This is a genomic window from Nocardia spumae, assembly GCF_020733635.1.
GTDB lineage: Bacteria > Actinomycetota > Actinomycetes > Mycobacteriales > Mycobacteriaceae > Nocardia > Nocardia spumae.
Genome location: NZ_JAJFZL010000001.1, coordinates 2,665,672 through 2,684,542, shown reverse-complemented (window position 1 = coordinate 2,684,542; position 18,871 = coordinate 2,665,672). Strand labels below are relative to the sequence as shown.

The 18,871-nt window shown below is 69.4% G+C and carries 18 protein-coding genes; 8 read left to right on the top strand and 10 right to left on the bottom strand.

Going from position 1 to position 18,871, the window contains the following annotated elements:
* Positions 1–42: 42 nt before the first annotated feature.
* Positions 43–1,938, bottom strand: coding sequence for a 1-deoxy-D-xylulose-5-phosphate synthase (gene dxs, locus LKD76_RS11730; RefSeq protein ID WP_227981050.1), 1,896 nt, complete (start codon positions 1,936–1,938; stop codon positions 43–45).
* Between the two features lie 172 nt (positions 1,939–2,110).
* Here dxs and LKD76_RS11725 point away from each other — a divergent pair, with 172 nt between their 5' ends.
* On the top strand, positions 2,111–2,806 hold the full coding sequence (locus tag LKD76_RS11725; RefSeq protein ID WP_227981048.1) for an SIMPL domain-containing protein: 696 nt from the start codon (positions 2,111–2,113) through the stop codon (positions 2,804–2,806).
* A 7-nt stretch (positions 2,807–2,813) separates the two neighbouring features.
* Here the strand turns inward: LKD76_RS11725 and LKD76_RS11720 are convergent, their stop codons facing one another.
* Positions 2,814–4,103, bottom strand: coding sequence for a class I SAM-dependent RNA methyltransferase (locus LKD76_RS11720; protein ID WP_227981047.1), 1,290 nt, complete (start codon positions 4,101–4,103; stop codon positions 2,814–2,816).
* Complete coding sequence (locus LKD76_RS11715) at positions 4,100–6,088, bottom strand: APC family permease (protein ID WP_227981046.1); 1,989 nt, start codon at positions 6,086–6,088, stop codon at positions 4,100–4,102. Before LKD76_RS11715 ends, LKD76_RS11720 begins: the two co-directional genes overlap by 4 nt.
* A 168-nt stretch (positions 6,089–6,256) precedes the next feature.
* Here LKD76_RS11715 and LKD76_RS11710 point away from each other — a divergent pair, with 168 nt between their 5' ends.
* Both LKD76_RS11710 and LKD76_RS11705 read left to right on the top strand, forming a co-directional pair.
* A complete protein-coding gene (locus LKD76_RS11710; protein WP_227981045.1) occupies positions 6,257–6,928 on the top strand; it encodes a potassium channel family protein in 672 nt (223 codons plus the stop codon).
* Positions 6,925–7,614 carry a potassium channel family protein gene (locus LKD76_RS11705; protein WP_227981044.1) on the top strand — a complete coding sequence of 230 codons (690 nt, stop codon included), beginning with the start codon at positions 6,925–6,927 and terminating at the stop codon, positions 7,612–7,614. The genes LKD76_RS11710 and LKD76_RS11705 overlap by 4 nt, the downstream gene beginning before the upstream one ends.
* A gap of 7 nt (positions 7,615–7,621) precedes the next feature.
* Here the strand turns inward: LKD76_RS11705 and LKD76_RS11700 are convergent, their stop codons facing one another.
* From LKD76_RS11700 to LKD76_RS11690, 3 genes are all read right to left on the bottom strand, one after another.
* On the bottom strand, positions 7,622–8,281 hold the full coding sequence (locus LKD76_RS11700) for a sigma-70 family RNA polymerase sigma factor (RefSeq protein WP_227981043.1): 660 nt from the start codon (positions 8,279–8,281) through the stop codon (positions 7,622–7,624).
* A 143-nt stretch (positions 8,282–8,424) separates the two neighbouring features.
* Entirely contained in the window at positions 8,425–9,030 is a 606-nt protein-coding gene (locus LKD76_RS11695) for a DUF3159 domain-containing protein (protein ID WP_227985218.1), read from the bottom strand.
* 159 nt (positions 9,031–9,189) lie between these two features.
* Positions 9,190–9,612 (bottom strand): OB-fold nucleic acid binding domain-containing protein, encoded by a 423-nt coding sequence (locus LKD76_RS11690; RefSeq protein ID WP_227981042.1) that lies wholly within the window; start codon positions 9,610–9,612, stop codon positions 9,190–9,192.
* A gap of 308 nt (positions 9,613–9,920) precedes the next feature.
* Here LKD76_RS11690 and LKD76_RS11685 point away from each other — a divergent pair, with 308 nt between their 5' ends.
* Complete coding sequence (locus LKD76_RS11685) at positions 9,921–10,649, top strand: alpha/beta fold hydrolase (RefSeq protein WP_227981041.1); 729 nt, start codon at positions 9,921–9,923, stop codon at positions 10,647–10,649.
* A gap of 43 nt (positions 10,650–10,692) precedes the next feature.
* Here LKD76_RS11685 and LKD76_RS11680 read toward each other — a convergent pair whose 3' ends face one another.
* Together LKD76_RS11680 and dut are read right to left on the bottom strand one after the other, a co-directional pair.
* On the bottom strand, positions 10,693–11,577 hold the full coding sequence (locus LKD76_RS11680; RefSeq protein WP_227985217.1) for a DUF3710 domain-containing protein: 885 nt from the start codon (positions 11,575–11,577) through the stop codon (positions 10,693–10,695).
* Positions 11,578–12,749: 1,172 nt separating this feature from the next.
* Positions 12,750–13,247: a dUTP diphosphatase gene (gene dut, locus LKD76_RS11675; RefSeq protein WP_227981040.1), complete on the bottom strand. Its 498-nt coding sequence runs from the start codon at positions 13,245–13,247 to the stop codon at positions 12,750–12,752.
* Positions 13,248–13,420: 173 nt separating this feature from the next.
* Here dut and LKD76_RS11670 point away from each other — a divergent pair, with 173 nt between their 5' ends.
* Positions 13,421–13,909: a DUF3093 domain-containing protein gene (locus tag LKD76_RS11670; RefSeq protein WP_227985216.1), complete on the top strand. Its 489-nt coding sequence runs from the start codon at positions 13,421–13,423 to the stop codon at positions 13,907–13,909.
* Between the two features lie 60 nt (positions 13,910–13,969).
* On the opposite strand, the gene LKD76_RS11665 is transcribed toward LKD76_RS11670, so the two are convergent.
* Positions 13,970–14,272: a DUF4193 domain-containing protein gene (locus tag LKD76_RS11665; RefSeq protein WP_025351469.1), complete on the bottom strand. Its 303-nt coding sequence runs from the start codon at positions 14,270–14,272 to the stop codon at positions 13,970–13,972.
* 526 nt (positions 14,273–14,798) lie between these two features.
* Here LKD76_RS11665 and cei point away from each other — a divergent pair.
* Positions 14,799–15,479: an envelope integrity protein Cei gene (gene cei, locus LKD76_RS11660; protein ID WP_227981039.1), complete on the top strand. Its 681-nt coding sequence runs from the start codon at positions 14,799–14,801 to the stop codon at positions 15,477–15,479.
* A gap of 12 nt (positions 15,480–15,491) precedes the next feature.
* Here cei and LKD76_RS11655 read toward each other — a convergent pair whose 3' ends face one another.
* Positions 15,492–16,403, bottom strand: a complete 912-nt coding sequence (locus LKD76_RS11655; RefSeq protein WP_227981038.1) for an inositol monophosphatase family protein — start codon at positions 16,401–16,403, stop codon at positions 15,492–15,494.
* A gap of 118 nt (positions 16,404–16,521) precedes the next feature.
* Here LKD76_RS11655 and ppgK point away from each other — a divergent pair, with 118 nt between their 5' ends.
* On the top strand, positions 16,522–17,280 hold the full coding sequence (ppgK, locus tag LKD76_RS11650; protein WP_227981037.1) for a polyphosphate--glucose phosphotransferase: 759 nt from the start codon (positions 16,522–16,524) through the stop codon (positions 17,278–17,280).
* Positions 17,281–17,431: 151 nt separating this feature from the next.
* On the top strand, positions 17,432–18,820 hold the full coding sequence (locus LKD76_RS11645; RefSeq protein ID WP_227981036.1) for an RNA polymerase sigma factor: 1,389 nt from the start codon (positions 17,432–17,434) through the stop codon (positions 18,818–18,820).
* Positions 18,821–18,871: the final 51 nt, after the last annotated feature.

The window sequence follows — 18,871 nt, the reverse complement described above, 5'->3', positions numbered from 1 at the left end:
CGGCGACGAAAACTGTAACCGGTTTCAGAATCTACACGGCATCTACACGGCGCCACCGGACAACCACCGGGTAATCCGCTCGGCGATCTCCTCGGCGGTGAGCCCCAGCTCCTGATGGATCTGCGCGCGCGAGGAATGATCGAGGAACTGCTGCGGCACACCCAGTTCCCGGGTGGGCACATCGAGCCCGGCATCGCGCAGCCGCGCCGAGACGGTGCAGCCGATTCCGCCGTGCAGACCACCGTCCTCGACCGTCACCACCATGCGGTAGTTCTCGGCCAGTTTGACGATGGTGTCCGATATCGGCAGCACCCAGCGGGGGTCGACAACCGTCACCGAAATCCCCTGCGCCGTCAGCACATCCGCCGCCGCCACGGCGGTGGCGCCCAGCGCGCCCACGGCCACCAGCAGCACATCACCGCGCACGGCCTGCGCCGAGGAGCCCTCGGGCATCCGCAGCACATCGACTCCGTCGAGCCGTTCCAGCGCCGAAACCTCCTCGACGACAGGACCTTTGGGGAACCGCAGCGCGGTGGGGCCGTCACCGACGGCGAGCGCCTCGGCCAGTTCCTCGCGCAGCGTCGCCGCATCGCGCGGTGCGGCGACCCGGATACCCGGAACGATGCCCAGCACCGACAGGTCCCACATACCGTTGTGACTGGCGCCGTCGTCACCGGTGATACCGGCGCGGTCCAGCACCAGGGTCACCGGCAGCTTCAGCAGCGCGACATCCATCAGCAACTGATCGAAGGCGCGATTGAGGAAGGTCGAATAGATCGCGACCACCGGATGCAGCCCGCCCAGCGCCAGTCCGGCCGCGGAGGTCATCGCGTGCTGTTCGGCGATGCCCACATCGAACATGCGCTCGGGGAAGCGCTCGCCGAAGGGTGCGAGCCCGGTCGGTCCCGACATGGCGGCGGTGATGGCGACGATATCGTCGCGCTCCTCGCCGTGTCTGATCAGTTCCTCCGAGAACACCGACGTCCAGCCGACGGACTTGCCGCCGGTCGGCCGCCCGGTCTCGGGATCGATCACACCGATGGAATGCATCTGATCGGCCACGTGATCGACCGCGGGCTGATAGCCCCGGCCCTTCAGGGTCACCACGTGCACCACCGCGGGCCCGCCGAAATCCTTGGCACGGCGCAGCGCGGCCTCGAGCGCCACCGGATCGTGCCCGTCCACCGGGCCCACATACTTGAGCCCGAGATCACTGAACAGTTCCTGCGGTGCGACGGCGTCCTTGATCCCGGCCTTGAGCGCGTGCAGCATCGAATAGGCGGAATTCCCGACCCGCGGTATGCCCTGGACGAACCGCTTGGTGGCGTCGAGGGCCTGTTCGTAGGCCGGTTGCATCCGCAGCGCGCCGAGCCGGTCGGCCAGTCCCCCGATGGTCGGTGAATACGACCGGCCGTTGTCGTTGACGACCACGACCAGCGAGCGGTCCGGGCCGGCGGCGATATTGTTCAGCGCCTCCCAGCACATCCCGCCGGTGAGCGCGCCGTCGCCGACCACCGCCACCACATGGCGCTTCTGGCCGGTCAGCGCGAAGGCCTTGGCCAGGCCGTCGGCATAGGACAGCGAGGCCGAGGCATGGGACGACTCGACCCAGTCGTGCTCGCTCTCCGCGCGGCTCGGATACCCCGACAGCCCGCCCTGTTTGCGCAGCCGGTCGAAACCGTCCTTGCGGCCGGTGAGGATCTTGTGCACATAGGCCTGGTGGCCGGTGTCGAAGATGATCGGATCGGCCGGGGAGTCGAAGACCCGGTGCAGTGCGATGGTCAGTTCCACCACACCCAGGTTCGGCCCCAGATGACCTCCGGTGACCGCGACTTTGCGGACCAGGAACTCCCGAATCTCCTCGGCCAGCTCGCGCAGCTGGGGTACCGTCAGCCGGCGCAGGTCCTCGGGCGTATCGACCCGGGAAAGAACTCCCACCGTTCTCGCTCCCTCTCCGATGCTCATCTGTTTCGAACAGTCTACGGAGCCGAATCCGCGCCCGACGACGGGAATGACCGGCGAGCTGCAATATTCGCGATCGGTGTGAGGCTCGACATAGATCATCGGCACTACAGTGGGCGGCGGCCGTCCGCACCGCAGGAAGGACGATATGACCACCGAGCAGCAGCGATCCGGTCTCACCCAGCAGCCGCGCACGGGGACCGTGACCACGTTCGGCCACGGCAGCGCGAGCGCCACCCCCGACCGCATGCAGGTGTCGATCTCGATCGAGACCCGGGCGCAATCCGTGGCGTCGGCCTACGGCCGGGCGGGTGAGCGGACCGCGGCGGTCACCGATGCCCTGCGCGCCGACGGGGTCGCCTCGGCCGATATCGCCACCACCGGGCTGTCGGTCCGTACCGAGACCACCTGGTCCGAGAACGAGGGCGCCCGGATCACCGGATATGTCGCGACCACGTCGCTGACCCTCGGGCTGCGCATCCCGGCCACCGCCGACGCGGCCGCGGATCCCGCGGCGATCATCGCGCGCGCGGTCGAGGCCGGCGGGGACGACGTCCGGCTCGGCGGGCTGAACCTCACGGTCGCCGATCAGGCCGAACTGCTGATCCGGGCACGCGAGGCGGCCTGGGACGATGCCCTCGACCGGGCCCGGCGCTACGCGGCCCGTGCCGAGCGAGCACTCGGGCCGGTGCTGGAGATCACCGAGAACACCGCCGCCGTACCGGAACCGCGGGGCGAGATCCGGTTCATGGCCGCCCGCGTCGCCACCGACACACCCGTCGCCGTCGAATACGGCGAACAGCAGGTCAGCGCCGATCTGCGCGCGACGTGGCAATTGGATTGAGCCGCAGTCACCGTCGTTCGAGCAGAGCCAGGCACTCCACATGATGGGTGGCGGGGAACGCGTCGAAGGCACGCAGCGCCCCGACCCGGTACCCCGACTCATGGTAGAGGCCGATATCGCGCGCGAAAGCGGCCGGGTCACAACCGATATGGATGATCCGATCGGGACCTGCGGCGGCGAGCGCCGCGATGACCTGCTTCCCGGCACCGGCGCGCGGCGGATCGAGCACGACCACGTGCGGGGTGCGATCGCGGGCCGCGATCCAGCGTTCCACCCGGTCGGCGAACAGCTCGACACCGGATAGGTCGCGTAGCGCCGCGATGCCGTCGGCGACGGCCGATCGTGATGATTCGACGCCCGATACCGAACCGGCCGGTCCGGCCTGCTCGGCCAGGCGGGCAGCGAACACTCCCGCTCCGCAGTACAGATCCCACGCCGACGATCCGGCGCCGAGATCCGCCCACTCGGCCACCAGATCCGAATAGCATTGCGCCGCACCACGATGCGGCTGCCAGAACCCGGTCGCCGATATCTCCCACCGGCGTCCGGACACATACTGCACCGCCCGGCCGCTGCCCGACACCACCCGTTCCGCGCGCCGCGCGTGGGCCGCGGCGCGCCGGGCCGCGGTCGCACGGCGATCGCCACCGCGCCTGGGCGCCGCCGTGGGCGCGAGCTCGACGATATGGCGCAGCCCGTCCCCGTCGACCGCGATCACCAGCTCCGCCCCGGGAGTCCAGCTCCGGTCGGCGATCCCGTCCACCGCACCCGGCGCCGGCTGGGGACAGCGCAGGTCCGCGATCACCTCACTGCCGCGGTACCGGTGCACGCCCGCGCGGCCATCGGCGTCGACCACGAGCCGCACCCGGGTCCGCCACCCGATCTGGGGGACGTCGCCGGCCGCCGTGCCCGCCGGCACGGGAATCGGTTCCACGACGACCTCGGTGTCCCAGTGCGCCAGCCGACGCAATTGCTCGCCGACCACCGATGCCTTCAGCGCGCGTTGTGCCCGCGGGGTGGCGAAGGCGAAATCGCAGCAGCCCGCGCCGCCGGGGCCGGAGACCGGGCAATTCGACGCCACCCGATCCGGCGACGGCTCCAGGATCTCGATCGCCTCGGCACGGCAGAACGAACCACCCCGGTCCTCGCTGACCCGGGCCACCACCAGCTCACCGGGCAATCCGTGCCGGACGAACAGCACCCGGCCCTCGTGCCGGGCGATACAGAAACCACCGTGTCCGGGGGCACCCAGCCGCACCCGGAAGGTCTCGCCGAACCAGTCCGGCCCTGCGCTCACGAACGATCCTCGTACCCGCGGCGTACCGCACCGGGCGCGTTGACCACCTCGGGGCGGCGGGCCTTGGTCGACGAGCTGAGCTGCCACGGCACACTCGTGACCATCACCCCGGGCTCGAACAGCAGGCGGCCCTTGAGCCGCAGCGCACTCTGATTGTGCAGCAATTGTTCCCACCAGTGCCCGACCACGTATTCGGGGATGAACACGGTCACCACATCGCGCGGGGAATCCTTGCGCACCCGCTTGACGTAATCGACGACGGGCTTGGTGATTTCGCGATAGGGCGACTCGATCACCTTCAGCGGCACCGGAATATCGCTGTCACCCCACTCCCGCACCAGCGCCCGGGTATCGGGTTCGTCGACGTTGACGGTCACCGCCTCCAGCGTGTCGGGCCGGGTGGCGCGGGCGTAGGCCAGGGCGCGGCGGGTCGGCAGATGCAGTTTCGACACCAGCACGATCGAATGCGTGCGACTGGGCAGCACCCCGGTGAACTCCTGCTCCTCGAGTTCGCGCCCGACGGTGTCGTAGTGGCGGCGGATCAGCCGCATCAGGCCGAAGATCGCGGCCATGGTGACGATCGCGATCCACGCTCCGGCAAGGAATTTGGTGATCAGCACGATGATCAGCACCGCACCGGTCATGGTCAGGCCGATGGCGTTGATCACCCGCGAACGCAGCATCCGCCGCCGGACGACGGGGTCGGTCTCGGTGCGCAGCAGCCGGGTCCAGTGCCGCAGCATGCCGGTCTGACTGAGCACGAACGAGACGAACACACCGACGATGTAGAGCTGGATCAGTCGCGTCACCTCGGCGCCGAACAGCACCACGAACGCGATCGCGGCTCCGGACAGGAACAGGATGCCGTTGCTGAACGCCAGCCGGTCGCCGCGAGTGTGCAGCTGGCGCGGCAGGAAGCGGTCCTGCGCCAGGATCGAGCCGAGGACCGGGAAACCGTTGAACGCGGTGTTGGCCGCGAGCACCAGGATCAGCGCGGTGACGATGGTGATGTAGAAGAAACCGGCCGGGAAACCGTCGAAGATCGTGTGGGCCAGCTGGGCGACGAGTGTCTTCTGTTCGTAGCCGGCCGGTGCGCCGACCAGATCCGAGCTGTTCGCGGCGAAGACGACGCCCAGTTTGCGGGCCATCAGGATGATGCCCATCAGCAGGGTGATCGCGATGGCGCCGAGCATCAGCAGCGTCGTGGCGGCATTGCGGGATTTCGGCTTGCGGAAGGCGGGGACCCCGTTGCTGATCGCCTCCACACCGGTCAGCGCGGCGCATCCGGAGGAGAACGCGCGCGCGATCAGGAAGGTGAAGGCGATGCCCTGCAGATGCGATTCGTTGCCGTTGAGGCTGAAACCGGACGATTCGGCATGCAGATCGTCACCGAAGACGAAGATCCGCACCGACCCCCAGGCCAGCATCAGGAAGACACCGATCATGAAGCCGTAGGTGGGGATCGAGAACGCGGTGCCCGATTCCCGCACCCCGCGCAGATTGATCGCGGTGAGCAGCACGATCGCCGCCACCGCGAACAGCACCTTGTGAGTGGCCACGAACGGCACCGCGGAACCGATGTTCGACGCCGCGGAGGAGATCGAGACCGCGACGGTGAGCACATAGTCGACCATCAGCGCACTGCCCACCGTCAGCCCGGCCATCGGACCGAGATTGACCGTCGCGACCTCGTAGTCACCGCCGCCTGACGGATAGGCGTGCACGTTCTGGCGGTAACTGGCCACCACGACCGCCATCACGGTGGCGACCGCCAAGCCGATCCAGGGTGTGTAGACATACGCGGACAGGCCGGCCGTGGACAGCACGAGGAAGATCTCCTCGGGCGCGTACGCGACCGACGACAAGGCGTCGGAGGCGAAGACGGGCAGCGCGATCCGCTTGGGCAACAGGGTATGTCCCAGCGAATCACTACGGAATGGGCGGCCGACCACCATGCGCTTGACGGCCGTCGTCAACTTCGACACTCGGCACAGCATAAGGGCACGGCCCGATGTGACATAGCCGGTGGTTCACTCGCGTTTCGGTTCCGCCGGATGGGGGAACGTGCTGCAGGGAGCCGTCAACGGGTACGGTTCCCCCGAGAGGGAACCAGACCGCACACCACGGTTTTCGGCGGAATTGGGGTTGACACGGTGTACGTAGTGATCATGGGGTGCGGCCGAGTCGGCTCCGCGCTGGCGCGCGCCCTGGTCCGGATCGGCCACGAGGTTGCCGTGATCGACCGGGATCCGGGCGCGTTCCTGCGCCTGGGCAAGGATTTCCCCGGTGAGCGGGTGACCGGCGTCGGGTTCGACCGGGATGTGTTGACCAGGGCCGGAATCGAGCGCGCGGGCGCGTTCGCCGCGGTCTCCAACGGTGACAACTCCAACATCATCGCCGCCCGCGTGGCACGGGAGACCTTCGGCGTGGAACGGGTCGTCGCCCGGATCTACGACGCGAAGCGGGCCGCGGTCTACGAGCGGCTGGGCATTCCGACGATCGCCACCGTGCCGTGGACCACCGACCGTTTCCTGCGCACCCTGACCGGTGACGAAACCACCGCCACCTGGCGCGATCCCACCGGTACCGGCTCGGTCACCGAACTCGTCCTGCACGAGGACTGGTACGGGCGTACCGTACGAGATCTGGAAGACGCGATTCCGGTGCGGGTGACCTTCCTCGTCCGCTTCGGGCAGGCGTTGCTGCCCACCAGCAAAACGGTGCTGCAGGCCGGCGACGCCGTCTATGTCGCCGCCGTCTCCGACAAGGTCGGCGAGGTCGTCGCCGTCGCCGCTACCGCACCTTCGAGCGAGGACCAGTCGTGAACGTAGCGATCGCGGGGGCCGGCGCCGTCGGCCGCTCCATTGCCCAGGAATTGCTGCGGGGTGGGCACCGGGTCACGCTGCTCGAGCGCCGCCTCGACCATATCGACCCGGCCGCCGCCCCCACCGCCATCTGGATCCACGGCGATGCCTGCGAGCTGGAACTACTCGAGGAGTCGGGCCTGCAGGACTACGAGGTGGTGATCGCGGCCACCGGCGACGACAAGGCGAATCTGGTGTTCAGCCTGCTCGCCAAGACCGAATTCGGTGTACGCCGGGTGGTGGCCCGGGTCAACGATCCGCGCAACGAGTGGCTGTTCGACGGGTCCTGGGGTGTCGACGTCGCGGTGTCGACACCGCGGCTGCTCGCCTCACTCGCCGAGGAGGCGGTCTCGGTCGGCGATCTCGTCCGGCTGATGACGCTGCGCCAGGGGCAGGCCAACCTGGTGGAGATCACCCTGCCCACCGATACCGCACTGGCCGGTCGCGCGGTGCGCACGCTGTCGCTGCCGCGCGATGTCGCGCTGGTGACGATTCTGCGGGGCGGCCGGGTGATCGTGCCCCAGCCCGACGATCCGCTCGAAGGTGAGGACGAACTGCTGTTCGTCGCGTCGGTCGACGCCGAGGACGAACTGCGCCGCAACCTCACCGCCGAACCGACCGGCTCGGAACCGTCCGCGTCGATCTGAGCGCGGCTCAGGCCGTTTCGGCGGTCAGCCGGGCCCGCAGCTTGGTCAGCGCGCGGTGCTGCATCACCCGGACCACACCGGGGCTGGTGCCGATCGCCTCGGCGGTCTGCGCGGCGGTCCAGCCGAGCACGATCCGCATCACCAGCACCTCACGATGCGCCGGGGCGAGAATCGTCATCAGTTCGCGGGTGGCCCTGCGGCGCTCCATATCGAGGGCCAAGTCCTCGGGTCCCGGTGCGTTCGAAGCGGTTTCGGGGAATTCGGCCACCGGATAGGACGGATGCTGCTGGGCGCGGCGGAACGCGTCGGCCACCTTGTTCGCCGAGATGCCGTAGACGAAGGCCAGAAACGACTTGCCCTGATCGCGGTAGCGCGGAATGGCGGTGACGGTCGCGATGCAGATCTCCTGCGCGATGTCGTCGGCGGTGACATGCGGATTACTGCTGGTCCCGACCCGTGCGGCGCAGTACCGCCGCACCAGCGGGTGCACGATCTTGATGATCTCGGTGACCGCGCGCTGATCACCCGCGGCGGCCGGGCCGATCAGCCGATCCAGCTCGGCGGCGGCGCGGCGGCTGTCGGATCCCACGGGCGCCGATCGCGGCGAGCGGACACCCGTGCCCTTCGCCGGGCTGTTCGTCGCCACCGTCTCGTCCTCGGTAACCACTGGGGATCCTCTCGCCGATCGCTACTGTCCTCACGATCGTGCGACGAATCACGGCACCGAGATAGACACCCCAGGGGTGGGTTCACCCCACCCCGTCGAGGCGATGCCCCCGGCATCGGGGGCACGGTCGGGCCGCAGGCGGTTCAGTCCGCTGCCGACGACGCCGGCATATGTCCGGCGCGGCGCACCGCCCACACCGTGACCAGCAGGGCGATGGCGGTCAGCGGCCAGCCCATGGCGATACGCGCGGCAGCGAGCCAGCCGGTGCTGCCGGTGTCGTAGAAATGGTTCTGCACCAGATAGCGAGCGCCGAAGACGACCACCCACACCACGGTGGCCAGATCGTAGAGACGCATCGCGCGCCGGTCCGAGCGCCAGTCGTGGCCGTGCCCGTTGAGCACACCCCAGATCACGCCCGCCAACGGCCACCGCACCAGCAATGACACCAGGAACACCCCGGCATAGACCAGGCTGGCCCAGATGCCGAACAGGAAATACCCCTTCGCGGCGCCGGTGCGATGTGCGATGAAGGCGCAGACCGCGACCCCGATGAATCCGGAGATCGCCGGCTGAATCGGCGAACGACGCACGAGCCGCCAGACCAGCACACCCGCGGCGGTCGCCAGCGCCGTCCAGATGGCGACGGTCAGGCCCCACAGCGTGTTGGCGGGAACGAACACCACCACCGGCAACGTGGAGTAGACGAGACCGCTGATACCGCCGAGTTGCTCGAGCAGCGTCTGCTGGATCTCCCCCTCACGCTCTTCGTCGGTGTAGGAGCCGTCGGCCGCCGGCTCGTCGGCGGACTCGCGCAGGCGATGCCGGCCGCGCCCCTCGACCGGGCTCACCCGGAGTCCGGCCGCGGCGGCCGGGTCGGCGCCCTCGTCGTGGTGGGGTCTCGGCATACGTCAGGAATTCTCGCGGAGTTCGTAGTTGGGGTTGTAGATCACCTTGGCCCCATCACGATCACCGATGCGGCCACGAACCAGGATACGGCGTCCCGGTTCGATGCCGGGAATCCGGCGCCGGCCGATCCACACCAACGTCACCGCGTCGGTCCCGTCGAAGAATTCTGCTTCCATCGTGGCGCTGGCCGACTTCGGACAGGCCTCCACACTGCGCAGCCGCCCCAGCATGGTGACCTCTTCGCCACGCCGGCATTCAGCCGCCCTGCACGCGCCTGACGCTTCCGAAGTCTCGGCCAGCTCTTCCGCATCGAGCACATCGAGATCGGCTGTCAGACGACGCCCCAGACGCCGGAAATAACCACTGTCGGGGCCTACCTTGCCCGCGGCACCGGATCCCGCCTTGTTACCGCCTGTGAAAGGCATCTTGCAACACTTCCTGCATGACAGACGGCGTGGGTCACACGTCGTCGGTTTCCCACTCGACCGGCTGGTCGGCCGTACACCGCCACTGTAGATGCACCCCGGTCCGCCCGCTACGCGAGCCCAGGGCCGTCGTGACCGCGCTGACCGTACCGTTTGCCGAGTTCCCCACCCGACCGCTCGCGAATCCTCCGATCGCAGTGTCGGACGCCACGTTTGCCGGCGGTATGTCCGAGATCCGGCGCAACCGGCACAACGCGGTGCGGATGGGCGCCGGATTCGCGGCGGGTTCGGCGCGTAGGCTCCGGCGCGTGTCAGAGCTCTCCCGTTCCGGCGGCACCCGCCCGGCCGTCGTCGTCGCCCTGCCGGGTACCGGATCCGATGCCGACTTCGCCCGCCGCGCGTTCGGACCGGCCAGTGCCGCAAGCGATCTGCCGTTCGTCGCCGTCGAACCGGACCCGCGCGCGGTGGTGGCCGGCTGTCTGGCCGCACTCGACGAGGCCGCCCGGTCCGGGCCGGTGCTGGCGGCCGGGATCTCGCTGGGTGCGGCGATCGCGGTGGAGTGGGCCGCCGCCCACCCGCACTCCGCCTTCGGCGTGGTGGCCGCACTGCCGGCCTGGACCGGCAGCGACACCACCGGCTGCCCGGCGGCGCTGAGCGCGGCCGCCACCGCCGCGCAACTGCGCGCCGACGGACTCGAACCGGTGATCGATCGCATGCGGGCCGGCAGCCCACCCTGGCTGGCCCGGGCCCTGACCCAGTCGTGGCGCGCCCACTGGCCCGAGCTGCCCACGGCCCTGGAAGAGGCCGCCGCCTACGCCTGGCCGGAACCGGAACTGCTTGCGGCAGTGACGGTTCCGACCACGATCGTCGCCGCTGTCGACGATCCGGTGCATCCCCTGGCGGTCGCGCGGCGCTGGCACGACCTGATTCCGCACGCCCGGCTGCACCGGATCACCCTCGACGAGCTGGGGGCCGATCCGGGCATTCTCGGGGCGCGCGGACTCGGCGACCTGGTGGCGCCGTCACTGCGGGGATGAGCGAGATCCGGCGTCTCGGTCGCGACCGAGACGCCGGAGTCGATCAGTTACGGCCCAGCTGCTGCATCGCCGACCCCTCGGCACCGCGGCGCGGTCCCTGCTGTTCGGGCGTGACGACCGGGAAGGTACCGGTCGCGGCGGCTTCGGCGGCCGCGGCCTGCGCGGCGACCGCCTGCTCCTGCGCCTCGACCTGTTGCTGGTGTGCCGCGGTGAGCTGATCGGCCAGCTCCTGCGGCAGCACCACCGGCAGCGGTTCACGCACCGGCATGGGTTCCTCACCGCGGCGAACCACGGTGTCGGCGAGGATGCGGCGGGCGGCCTCCACCAGCGGCGTGCCCTCGTCGGCCGCACCCGACGGCCCGGCCGCGACCAGCCGCACCATCCAGCGATATCCGTCGACACCGATGAAGCGCAGGTCGGCGCCCTCGGTCACCGCGTGCAGTTCGCGTCCCCAGGGGCCGGTCTGGACCGATACCTGGGCGCCGTCGGCACGCAACGACTCGGCCAGATCGGTAGCGACCGTTCGCCACTGGCCCGGCGATTTCGGCGCCGCGTAGGCGGCCACCGTCAGCCGCCCGTTCGGTGTGGCCAGATGGACCGCCTGCGGGGTGCCGTCGGGAGTCATCTCCACCTGGAGCTGACCGCCGTCGGGTACCGGCAGAATGATCGACCCCAGATCCAGACGCTGTTCGGAGATCTCGTCGAGGATCTCCGCGACCTCGTCGTAGTCGAACGGCCCGGTACGAGGTTCGGATTCCTCCTCCTCGGCGGCGTCGTATTCGTCGTAATCGTCGGAGTCGTAATCCTGCGCGTAGTCCTCGGCGGCGTAGCCGTCCTCGAACCCGTCGTCCTCGAACCCGTCGCTCTCGAACCCGTCGTCCTCGACGTAGGCATCTTCGACGTAGGCATCCTCGGCGGCGTAGGCCACATGCTCCGGATAGCCGGCCGCTTCCTGCGGCTCTCCCCGATACGGCGCCTCGGCGGGCGCATAGGCATCCTCGCGGCGTGCGGCGGCCGGATCGCGGTACTCCTCGGCCACCGCGAAACCACCGGTGGCGGGGCCGGACGCGGAACGGTCGTAGCCGTGCCGCGCGTACGGATCACCGGGTTCACGGTCCGGACCGGCCGGGCGATGCCGGCCGGCCGGCGCCGGACCACCTGGTTGCGGGCGGCCGTACCCGGGCTCGTTCGGCGCAGGGCGCGGCCGGCCGGGCATCACGGGGTGCTGTCCGGTCGACATCGGCCCCGGCGCATCGGGTGTCGGACGCGGCGGCGCCTGGGGTACGGGTCGCGGCCCGGCGGGCGCCGGTCGGCCCGGCCCCGGCGGAACTCGCGGCACCGCGCCGGTACCGCCCGGACCCGGGCGAGGTCCCGGACCACCCGGCAACCGCGGCACCGAACCGGTCGGCGGACCGGCCGGGCCCGGCATCGGACCGGGCGGAACCCGGCGCACCGAACCGGTGGGCGGTCCGCCCGGACCCGGGGCACCGGACGGCAGGCGCGGAATCGCACCGGTCCCGCCCCGGCCCGGATTCGCCGGCACGCGCGGCGCCGCACCGGTCCGTCCCGGTGCGTGCCGGCCGGTCGGCGGACCGGGCGGGATCCGGGGAATCGGCCCGGTGTCGTCATCGTCGCGCGGCGCCGGTGCGGGACGTGGGCCACCCGGCGCTCGCCGCGGCGGGGCACTCATGGCGTCGCCGCGAGCGGCGCCGGTGGGGCGTCCGGGAATGCGCGCGTGGGCGCCGGTCTCGTACTGCCCGGTCGCCGGACCGGGATACGGCGGATCCACCGGACGCCCGGCCGGGTTGCGGCCGGGTGCCCCACGATTCGGTTCGGCCGGACCACGACGGCCGGGGCCGCGCAGGTCCCGCGGCGCCTCGTACTGCCCGGTCGGGTACCGCGGCTCGGCATAGCCGCTCGCCGGGGCGGGTTCGCCGTAGGCTCCCCCGTCGTCGGCGTCGTCGGGTGCGCGATGGGCACCGGTCTGCGAGTAGCCCCCCTGGGCGTAGTAGGACTGCCCGTCGCCGTAGCCGGAGTCCTCTCGGCCGAAATCGTCGAGCTCGGAGTCACGATCGCGATGATCGCCCTGGCCGAACATGCTCATGCCTCCCCTCCGGGGCGCCCCACCCCGCCGGCCGCCCCCGACAGACTGTCGTGACCGCCACTGGACCCGTAACCACCTGTGCCGCGCGCTGTTTCGTCGAGTTGTTCGACCTCGACGAAATCCACCAGCTCGACCCGCTGCACCAGCAATTGCGCGATCCGGTCGCCACGACGCAACTGGACCGCCGCGCGCGGATCGTGATTGATCAGGCACACCTTGATCTCGCCTCGATACCCGGCATCGATGGTGCCGGGGGTGTTGACGATCGACAGACCCGTCTTAGCGGCGAGCCCGGATCGTGGATGAACGAGGCCGACGGTGCCCACCGGCAACGCGACGGCGATTCCGGTGCCGACGAGTACCCGCTCGCCCGGCTCCAGGATGACGTCCTCGGTGGTGCACAAATCCACACCGGCATCGCCCGGGTGCGCACGCGTGGGCACCGGGACGCCGGGGTCGAGCCGCAGCAGGGGTATGGGTGCAATTCCGGTCACGTCCAGCGAGCCTACGCGTCCGGCGGGCAGTCCCGGACCTCGACGCGGCACCGATGATGTCGCGCGCCCGCGCGCGTAGCGGATCGGCTCCCGCCGACAGCGAATATGTCGGGCTGACCTAGTCTGATGAGGTGTCCGACCAGTCCCACGCAGTACCCCCGCGCGAGTCCGCGGTGCCCGCGCCGGCCGACCCCGCTGCCGCGGTCTACTCCGAACGGCTGTGGGTGCCGCTGTGGTGGTGGCCGATCGCCCTGGCGATCACCGGACTGCTGGCCGCCGAAATCCACATGGGTGCGCCCGGCATCCGGGCGTGGCTGCCGTACGTCCTGCTGTTCCCGGTTCCGGTCTGGGTCCTGCTGTGGGTGAGCCGCCATCGGGTCGAGGTGGCACCGGACACGGACGGCGTCCTCGAATTGCGCGCGGACCGGGCCCACCTGCCGGTAACGTATGTATCCCGGGCGGTCGCGGTTCCGACGAGCGCGAAGAGCGCGGCCCTGGGTCGTCAGCTCGACCCGGCCGCATTCGTCCAGCATCGGCCCTGGATCGGGCCCATGGTCCTGCTCGTCCTCGACGATCCGGACGATCCGGCTCCGTACTGGCTGGTCAGCACGCGTAAACCCGAGCAGGTACTGGCCGCGCTCGGCGTGCCGAGCGCGGGCTGACGAAACCTGCCGGGCTTGTCGTTGTTCGGATTGTGACTTTCCTGCGTGCGCGGCGACCGCTCAGGCCGCGCAATCCATGCAGATCATCTGCCCGCCGGCTTCGCTGGCGAGTCTGCTGCGGTGATGAACCAGGAAGCAGCTCGAGCAGGTGAACTCGTCGGCCTGCTTCGGGATCACCCGGACCGAGAGCACCTCCTCGGACAGATCCGCGCCGGGAAGCTCGAACGACTCCGCGGTATCGGATTCGTCGATATCCACGACGGCGGACGCGGCCTCGTTGCGACGAGCCTTCAGCTCCTCGAGCGAGTCCTCCGACACTTCATCGGATTCACTGCGCCTAGGTGCGTCATAGTCGGTTGCCATGTCGTCTTCCCCTCGTCCTTGCTCCGTATATCCCGGACCGGCTCCACCGTCACCGATTCCTTTCGGAATCGGTCCCGGCAATGCCGCCCCGCCGTGGTGTACGTCACGTGCACACCGCTCGCCGACCGGACGGATCACCGTGATCCATACCGATTCGCGCTCGGTCAACGCAGGAGATGCCCTGGTTGTTCCCGAAATCGCTGCCCTGATTCGCATCAGCCGATTCGGATCGGGCCGCCAGACAATAGCGGACGACAGCGCAAAAGTCGCAATCAAAACCCAAGCGCGTCGAAACCGAGGGGTAATCGTCACAGCGGCGGGGACGTTGTGGCGATCCGCCACCGTCTCGTGTTCCGCGATTCGCCCGGTTGTGATCGGTCCGCGATCCGGGCCACCACACCGATCGTTACCATCCCGATACCGAATCCGGGTTTCTCGCCCGATTCCACGGCGCGCCGTCGCGGCGGTATCGGCACGCGGACGTCCGCTTGCGCGGCCGTGCACCGCCAACTCGTAAGGTATGCGTGTGGTTTCACTGATCACCGAAGGCCGCACGGTCGACAACAAGGGCCGCCCATTCCTGCGTCGCCGCTATCAGCCGTGGGTCGCGCTCGTCGCGATTCTCGCCCTCATCTGCGCAATCGTGTGGATCAAGGCGCTGACCACCGCCGATACCGGCCACACGGCCATGGCCTGCAATTCGCCGTCGCCGGTCACCGACCCCACCGCGACCCAGCAACCGGCGCCGCTGGGAGAGGTGGTGTCGCCGTCACGGCTGCACGATGTCGAGCCGGTGCCGCTGGCACAGGCGAAGGTGCGGGTGCTCAACGGTTCCGGCCAGCGCGGCCTGGCCGAGCACATCGCGTCCAAACTCGGTGATTACGGCTTCGCGAGCCCGCCCGCGCCCGTGTACGGCAACGACCCGGTCTACCTGAGCGGTGACCTGGTCTGCACCGGTCAGATCCGCTACGGCGTGAGCGGGCGCCCGGCAGCGGCCGCCGTACAGCTGGTGGCACCGTGCGCGGAACTGATCGAGGATCAGCGCACCGACGACACCGTCGATCTCGCACTCGGCTCACTGTTCGGCAACGACCTGCAGCCGAGCACCGACGCCGAGGAGGTGCTGCGGGCGCTGAAGAACCCCGCACCCGGTGGCGCGCACGTCGACTCCGCGCTGCTCGAGGCCGCCCGCACCGCCCGCTGCTGAGGCGCGGTCCGCTCAGACCTCCGGAATGGGCGCGGTGACCTCGAGCCGGTCGAACAGCTCGGCGAGTTCGTCCGCGATGCCCGGTGCGGCCGCGACGGTGAGCTCCCCCCGCGCTCCGGTGGACTCCGCCGCGGGCAACCGCAGCACCGCGCCCGCTTCGGCGGCGACCAGCGCGCCGGCGGCCCAGTCCCACGGATTGAGGCCGTGCTCGTAGTGGGCGTCGACGCGACCGGCGGCCACCATGCACAGATCCAGTGCCGCGGAGCCGATGCGCCGGATGTCGCGCACCTGCGGTAGCAGTCGGGCCACCAGTTCGCCCTGACGCTGCCGCCGGGCCGCCCCGTAGCCGAATCCGGTGGCCAGCAGTGCCAGCCGAGTCGAGTCGATCTCGTTGCACCGCAACGAGACCGGGTCGCCGCCGGATTCGGTCCGGGTGGCCCCGGCACCGAGTCCGGCGCTGTAGGTGCTCGCACCGGGCACATCGACAACGGCGCCGGCCAGCGACCGGCCGCCTCGCATGGCGGCCACCGACACGGCGTAGGCCGGGATCCCGTAGACGAAGTTGACCGTGCCGTCGATCGGATCGACCACCCACAGGATGTCGCCGGGCGCGGCCGGACCGCCGCCACCCTCCTCACCGAGGACCCTCTCCCCCGGCCGGACCTCGGCCAGCAGGGCGCGGATCAGCTGTTCGGTCTCGGTGTCGACCACGGTGACCGGATCGGTCGGCGTCGATTTGGTATGCACCGAGCCGTCCCCGGGCCGCCCGGGCCCGAACACCTCGGGCCGGCGGCGACGCACGTGCGCGGCCGCGGTTTCGGCCAGATACACTGCGACGCGGCGCAATTCGGTGATCTCCGCAGGGTCGAGGACGCTCTGGTCCGCGATATCGGCGGGTGAATTCGTCTCGGGCACGGTATCCATCCGATCACAGATCCGGACGAACTCGCATCCGCGCGGTCGCCGCGATACGCGCGCCGCGCAGTGTAACGTGCCGCTGGCACCTTCATCGGCCTAGACCACAGGGAACGAGGAGTTCGCGATGTCCGCTCGGGGGCAAGCATTCGGAATCGATATCGGGGGCAGCGGGGTGAAAGGCGCGGTCGTCGATCTGGCGACCGGCGAGCTCGCGCACGAGCGGATCAAGATCTCCACCCCGCATCCGGCCACCCCCAATGCCATCGCCGAAACCGTCGCCACCCTCGTCGGCAAGGCCAAGTGGGACGGACCGGTCGGGCTCACCCTGCCCAGTGTCGTGGTCAACGGCATCGCCCGTACGGCCGCCAACATCGATAAGAGCTGGGTCGACACCGACGCCCACCAGTTGTTCTCGCTGGCCCTGGGCGGCCGCGAGGTGGTGGTGCTCAACGACGCCGATGCCGCCGGTCTGGCCGAGGACCGCTACGGCGCGGCCAGCAATATCGACGGTCTGGTGATGTTGCTGACGTTCGGTACCGGCATCGGGTCGGCGCTGATGCACCACGGCGTCCTCGTTCCGAACACCGAACTCGGTCACCTCGAGATCCACGGAAAGGAGGCCGAGCACCGGGCCGCCTCCTCGGTGAAGGAACGAAAGAATCTGTCGTACAAAGAATGGGCCGCCGAGGTGTCGAAGGTGCTGATCACCCTCGAGAATTTGTTCTGGCCGACGGTCTTCGTCGCGGGCGGCGGAATCAGCCGCGATGCCGAACATTGGATTCCGTTGTTGGCCAATCGGACTCCGGTGGTGGCGGCGCGGCTGCGCAATACCGCGGGTATCGTCGGTGCCGCGATGGCCGCCGATAGCGGGATCGCGCCGTGAGCACTCGTCGTCGATCGTTACAATGGAACGTGACCGGCGGTGAGCCGGAAAACGACCCCGGCACGAGAGCCGGGATTAACCCCGACAGAACCGCTCCGCCGGATGTTTACTCTGGCGTGACGCCGCACGAGACCGTCACGAAAGGGCGTACGTGGTAGCCACGAATACCCGACAGACCGCCGAATCGGCCGACGCTGCCGACTCCGCAGACAGCACCGCAGCACGGCCGGTCCGCAAGGCTGCCGCGAAGAAGGCTCCGGCCAAGAAGGCCGTAGCGAAGAAGGCACCTGCCAAGAAGGCCGGCGCCAAAGCTGCCAAGAAGGCTCCCGCCAAGAAGGCCACCACCAAGAAGGCGGCTCCCGGCGCGGACAACGAAGCCGACGAGAATATCGAAGACGAGTCGCTGGAGCTCGACGATCTCGGTGACCTGGAGGTCTCCGAGGAGGATCTGAGCGAAGACGGCGAGGAACTGGTCGAGGAGACCGCCGAGGAAGAGGCCGAAGCCGAGGACGAGGAAGCCGACGAGCCGTCCGAGAAGGACAAGGCCTCCGGCGACTTCGTCTGGGACGAGGAGGAATCCGAGGCCCTGCGTCAGGCCCGCAAGGATGCCGAACTGACCGCGTCCGCGGATTCGGTGCGTGCCTACCTCAAGCAGATCGGTAAGGTCGCGCTGCTCAACGCGGAGGAGGAGGTCGAACTCGCCAAGCGGATCGAGGCCGGTCTCTACGCCACCGAGAAGCTGCGCGAATTCGCCGACAAGGGCGAGAAGCTGCCCGTGGCCACCCGCCGCGACCTGCAGTGGATCATGCGCGACGGCAACCGCGCCAAGAACCACCTGCTCGAGGCCAACCTCCGTCTGGTCGTCTCGCTCGCCAAGCGCTACACCGGCCGCGGTATGGCCTTCCTGGACCTGATCCAGGAGGGCAACCTTGGTCTGATCCGCGCGGTGGAGAAGTTCGACTACACCAAGGGCTACAAGTTCTCCACGTACGCCACCTGGTGGATCCGGCAGGCCATCACCCGCGCGATGGCCGACCAGGCCCGCACCATCCGTATCCCGGTACACATGGTCGAGGTCATCAACAAGCTGGGCCGTATCCAGCGCGAGCTGCTGCAGGACCTGGGCCGTGAGCCCACGCCCGAGGAACTCGCCAAGGAAATGGACATCACCCCGGAGAAGGTCCTCGAGATCCAGCAGTACGCTCGCGAACCCATCTCGCTGGATCAGACCATCGGTGACGAGGGCGATTCCCAGCTGGGCGACTTCATCGAGGATTCCGAGGCGGTCGTCGCGGTCGACGCGGTGAGCTTCACGCTGCTGCAGGATCAGTTGCAGTCGGTGCTCGAGACGCTGTCCGAGCGCGAGGCGGGCGTGGTCCGGCTGCGCTTCGGCCTCACCGACGGCCAGCCGCGCACACTCGACGAGATCGGCCAGGTCTACGGGGTCACCCGTGAGCGCATCCGCCAGATCGAGTCGAAGACCATGAGCAAGCTGCGCCACCCCAGCCGCTCCCAGGTACTGCGGGACTACCTGGACTGATATCCGCTCGACCCACGATGCCGCCGCGGCTGTTCCGCGGCGGCATCGTCG

What these genes read in the sequence shown, in the direction of transcription:
- LKD76_RS11725 (WP_227981048.1), top strand. Translation starts at nt 2,111, where the DNA reads ATGACCACCGAGCAGCAGCGATCCGGTCTCACCCAGCAGCCGCGCACG.
- LKD76_RS11690 (WP_227981042.1), bottom strand. Translation starts at nt 9,612, where the DNA reads ATGCCTTTCACAGGCGGTAACAAGGCGGGATCCGGTGCCGCGGGCAAG.
- LKD76_RS11665 (WP_025351469.1), bottom strand. Translation starts at nt 14,272, where the DNA reads ATGGCAACCGACTATGACGCACCTAGGCGCAGTGAATCCGATGAAGTG.
- LKD76_RS11655 (WP_227981038.1), bottom strand. Translation starts at nt 16,403, where the DNA reads ATGGATACCGTGCCCGAGACGAATTCACCCGCCGATATCGCGGACCAG.
- ppgK (WP_227981037.1), top strand. Translation starts at nt 16,522, where the DNA reads ATGTCCGCTCGGGGGCAAGCATTCGGAATCGATATCGGGGGCAGCGGG.